At 61.6% G+C, this 3,857-nt stretch carries 4 protein-coding genes; all 4 read left to right on the forward strand.

Features of this window, described 5'->3' with window-relative positions; translation table 11 throughout:
* The coding region (locus tag AX685_RS08930) for a type II restriction endonuclease (protein WP_066487698.1) at positions 1-863 on the forward strand (863 nt) is incomplete at its 5' end.
* Between the two features lie 232 nt (positions 864-1,095).
* Positions 1,096-1,812 carry a DUF4396 domain-containing protein gene (locus tag AX685_RS08935; RefSeq protein ID WP_231738725.1) on the forward strand — a complete coding sequence of 239 codons (717 nt, stop codon included), beginning with the start codon at positions 1,096-1,098 and terminating at the stop codon, positions 1,810-1,812.
* A 162-nt stretch (positions 1,813-1,974) separates the two neighbouring features.
* On the forward strand, positions 1,975-2,292 hold the full coding sequence (locus AX685_RS08940) for an RNA polymerase sigma factor (RefSeq protein WP_017183481.1): 318 nt from the start codon (positions 1,975-1,977) through the stop codon (positions 2,290-2,292).
* A gap of 137 nt (positions 2,293-2,429) precedes the next feature.
* On the forward strand, positions 2,430-3,575 hold the full coding sequence (locus tag AX685_RS08945) for an acyltransferase family protein (protein ID WP_066487700.1): 1,146 nt from the start codon (positions 2,430-2,432) through the stop codon (positions 3,573-3,575).
* The last annotated feature ends 282 nt before the right edge of the window (positions 3,576-3,857 follow it).

Here is a 3,857-nt window from a genome sequence, read left to right on the forward strand (position 1 = left end):
TCGCCAACCTCCTCTACTTCCTTCACCCGACGCTGGTGCCGCCCTTCAACACCGCGATCGTCAAGGGTTACAACGCGCTGACGGGGGCGAACGTGAAGCTTGGGAGCTGGGAGCATTTCCTAGCGATGCGAACCGGCATCCTCGACCTCAACGACCGCTTCCGCGACCTTTTATCGAACGACTTGGGCGCGATCGGCGGCTTGCTGTTCGACATCGGCTCCGATCGCTACCCGGCCCCGCCGCTCGACGTGAGCGGCGCGGCTCTGGCGAGCTGGGGGCAGCGGCTCGAGGCGGCGCGCGAAGAGGCGCGCACGCTTAGCAAGGCCGCGCAGCGTGAAGGCGAGAACGAGCGCACCCATACCGAAATTCAGGCATGGCTTCGCGATCTAGGCTTGGCACTCGGCTATGACGTATGGATCGCCGCAAACGATCGCAGCCGAGCCTTCAACGGATCGCCCTTGGGCGCAGGGTGCCTTGAGCGCTTGCCGGAGACGATCGCGAGGTCGAAGGGCGCTGATTCCATCCGGCTGATCGACGTGCTGTGGCTTGAAAAGGCCGGCGATCACGTCGCCGCAGCGTTCGAGGTGGAGCATTCGACGTCGATCTATTCGGGCATCGTCAGGATGCTCGACCTGGCCTTGAGCGGTAGCGACCTTCACGCGACCGCGGGACTGTTCCTCGTCGCGCCCGACGCGCGCGAGGCGGACGTTCGTGCGCAATTGCAGCGGCCCGCGTTCAGCCGCGTCGCCGACCTCGACATATCCTACCTCCCTTACGGCGAGCTGGAGAGGAACCGCGAGGCCATCGCGCGGTTCGGATCGGGGCTGAAGGCGATCAAGGCCGTATCCAGCAAGCTCGCCTGACACGCCCCGCGCGAGGGCTGGCGCGGGGAGCCACGTATCCTCTAGCATGTAGAGGAGAGCTGCCATGACGATGCCTTCCCCGGCCCCCTGGCTCGACGCCGTGTTGATCGGATGGTTCGTGCTGACCGCGATATCGGTCGCTTACGTCGCGTGGGATGCCTTCACCCGCAACCCCGAGTTGCGGGTGATGAAATGGGGGTGGCTGCTGGTCACGCTCTACGGCGGCCCGATCATGGCCGCGGCCTATGTCCTGTCCTGCCAGGAACCGGCGAACGAGCGGCACGAGGACTTCGTTCGGCCGCTCTGGAAGCAGGCGTTCGGGTCGGCCATTCATTGCATGGCGGGTGACGCGACCGGCGTCATCGCCGCGGCCGCGATCACCACGGCACTCGGCCTGCCGATGTGGCAGGACGTGATTGCGGAATATGTGTTCGGCTTCGCGTTCGGGCTGCTGATTTTCCAGGCGCTGTTCATGCGCGACATGGCGGGCGGTTCCTATTGGGGGGCGCTTCGCATGTCGTTCATCCCCGAATGGCTTTCGATGAATGCCGTTATGGCCGGCATGATCCCGACGATGGTGGTGTTGATGAGCCGGGACATGGCTGCGATGCACGCCAACTCGCTTCGCTTTTGGGGCGTCATGTCGCTTGCGACGCTTGTCGGCTTCGCCGTTGCCTACCCTATCAACCTTTGGCTTGTCGGCGTCCGGTTGAAGCACGGCATGGGCACGGTGCGCGTACTCGGGCATGGCGGGCACGAGGTCGCCGCGGACCGGCAATCGGCTACGCCGATGCCGGACATGAAGCACGATGCGATGGCAGGGATGAGCGGCATGGGGACGGGCCCGCGCGTGACCGGACCGCAGATCGTCGCGATGACGGCGCTGACGCTCCTAATGCTTGGCGCGGGCATCATAGTTGCAACGCTGTTCGGCCGATGGGCGATGTAGCATCGCCTCGATCGACGGAGATCGCGACAAGGGGTGATTCCGCGGCGCGCGTATCAGGGGCAGGCGGGGACTCACACGGAGGTAGAGAGATGCACCAGATCAACCCCGACATGAAGGCGTGCATGGACGCCCTGCCACGAATGCCATGTGCCCTGCCTTCACATGGCGATGAACCATTGCCTTAAATGGGTGGCCAGCACGCCGTGCGGCAATTTGTCATTGGCGGTGCCAATTGGCAGGGAGGCCGAGGCTGTCCCGGGAGACCGAAACGCGATTGAAGACGCCGTAGCCAATCGACAGGAACTGGACCGGGCGACACGTGCCATCGCCGTGTTGCCAACGACCTTGAAGGAATCGCTGGTCCTCCGGACTATCGAGGGCATCAGCCAAGTCGAAACCGCACTGATACTCGACATAAGCGAGAAGGCGGCCGAAACGCGTCTCTATCGCGCCCGCCAACGGGCAGCATCGCTGTCGTAACAGCTTGGCCCCACCCTGTTCGGCAAAAAAGAAGGCACGAGTTTGAGGGGTAAGCGATCTGCCGTCGTATCGTATGCATGGGGGATACAACGGATGCGCGCCGCGGAGACGGCTTTTCGACCAAATCTGGGCAAGACATGGAGCGCGGCGACCAGAAGTCGGGTCAGGGCGCTTTTGCGGTTATGGATGCCATGCGCTGTGTCCTGGCAGTCGTAGTCGCGTTCGCACATGCTTGGTATCTCCTCATCGAAGATTATTGCGGGCAAGCCTCGGTCGCGGCTTCGGCCGGCTATTTTTTGGCTGGTTATGCGCATGCAAGCGTCATTCTTTTCTTCGTGCTCAGCGGCTTCTGGATCGCGCGCAGTATCGACAGACGGATCGGGGATTGGCATTGGTCAAGCTACCTGATCGACCGCCTTGCGCGATTGCTGGTCGTGCTAGTGCCGGCATTGGTGATCGGTGGAGCGCTCGACGCGGTGGGCCTCTACGCCCTCGAGTCATCGACCCATCTCGGCACGACCGAGACTTACGTGCTGCGCAAGGATGTCGTCGGCGCGCTCGAGTGGCATGTGCTGCTAGGCAACATTCTCTTCTTGCAGGGCATCGTGGTTGCGCCGTTCGGCACTAACGGACCACTTTGGAGCCTCGCTTATGAATTCTGGTTTTACATCTGGTTTCCGGCCATTGTCGTCAGTTGGAGGCAACGTCGCCCGTCAATCTTCTTAATTTTTATCGGTCTGGCCTGGATTACGCCATTCATGCTGATCGGCTTTGCTTGTTGGCTTTGTGGTGCTGCGCTTCATGGTATGACCAAAACGCATCTGACCGATTTTCCCCGATCACCGATTGGCCGCACCTGGCTGATCATTGCGAGCAGCATATTACCGGCAATACTTATCGTTGTGCGGGTTGTCGGACTGGAGGGCCTTGAACTGGCACTGGCGGGCGCATTCGCACTTTTTCTATATATATTGCTACGAGCGAATCCGCCAACGCCGCGCTGGTTGCGACCGTTCGCCGGTTATGGAGCAAAAGCCAGCTTTTCACTCTATGCCATGCACTTTCCAATCATGGCATTCGCCGCAGCGTTGTTAGTGGGCTCTGAGCGCTTACCACCAACGGCGGGCAACATCGCACTTGTTGGCGCTACGCTCGCACTTGCAGTTTTTGCCTGTGGTCTGTTTGCGACTCTCACCGAACGGCACACCGCGCGGGTACGCACCTTCTTCTACGCCAAGCTGTTGACCGTCCAGAAAGCGTGCGCGGGCCGTTTGGTATCCTAGAACTGCAGCAAGGCTTGTCGAATCGGTGAGGGGTGGATGGATTACGCACGTATCATCCACTGACTGTTATGGATGCGCTAGCCTGTCCGGCGACGCGCGACACGGCGCGGCGCACTTATGCGGGCGGGCGGCATCAACACGGGAGAGTAGCGATGATGAAGAACGCATATGTGAGCTTGGCGGTGCAGACCGTCGTCTGAGCAGCCCCCACCGGGTGGTCCGGGTATATAGTTAGTGCATTGTCGTCTCCGCCGCCATTGCCGGTCGGAGGTGGAGCGAAGC

Origin of the sequence: Sphingomonas sp. CCH9-F2 (assembly GCF_001556735.1) — a bacterium.
Classification (GTDB): domain Bacteria; phylum Pseudomonadota; class Alphaproteobacteria; order Sphingomonadales; family Sphingomonadaceae; genus Sphingomonas; species Sphingomonas ginsenosidimutans.

Bases quoted from the DNA above. Each gene is read 5' to 3' on its own strand.
- AX685_RS08945 (WP_066487700.1), top strand. From the start codon at position 2,430: ATGGAGCGCGGCGACCAGAAGTCGGGTCAGGGCGCTTTTGCGGTTATG.
- AX685_RS08940 (WP_017183481.1), top strand. From the start codon at position 1,975: ATGGCGATGAACCATTGCCTTAAATGGGTGGCCAGCACGCCGTGCGGC.
- AX685_RS08935 (WP_231738725.1), top strand. From the start codon at position 1,096: ATGGCCGCGGCCTATGTCCTGTCCTGCCAGGAACCGGCGAACGAGCGG.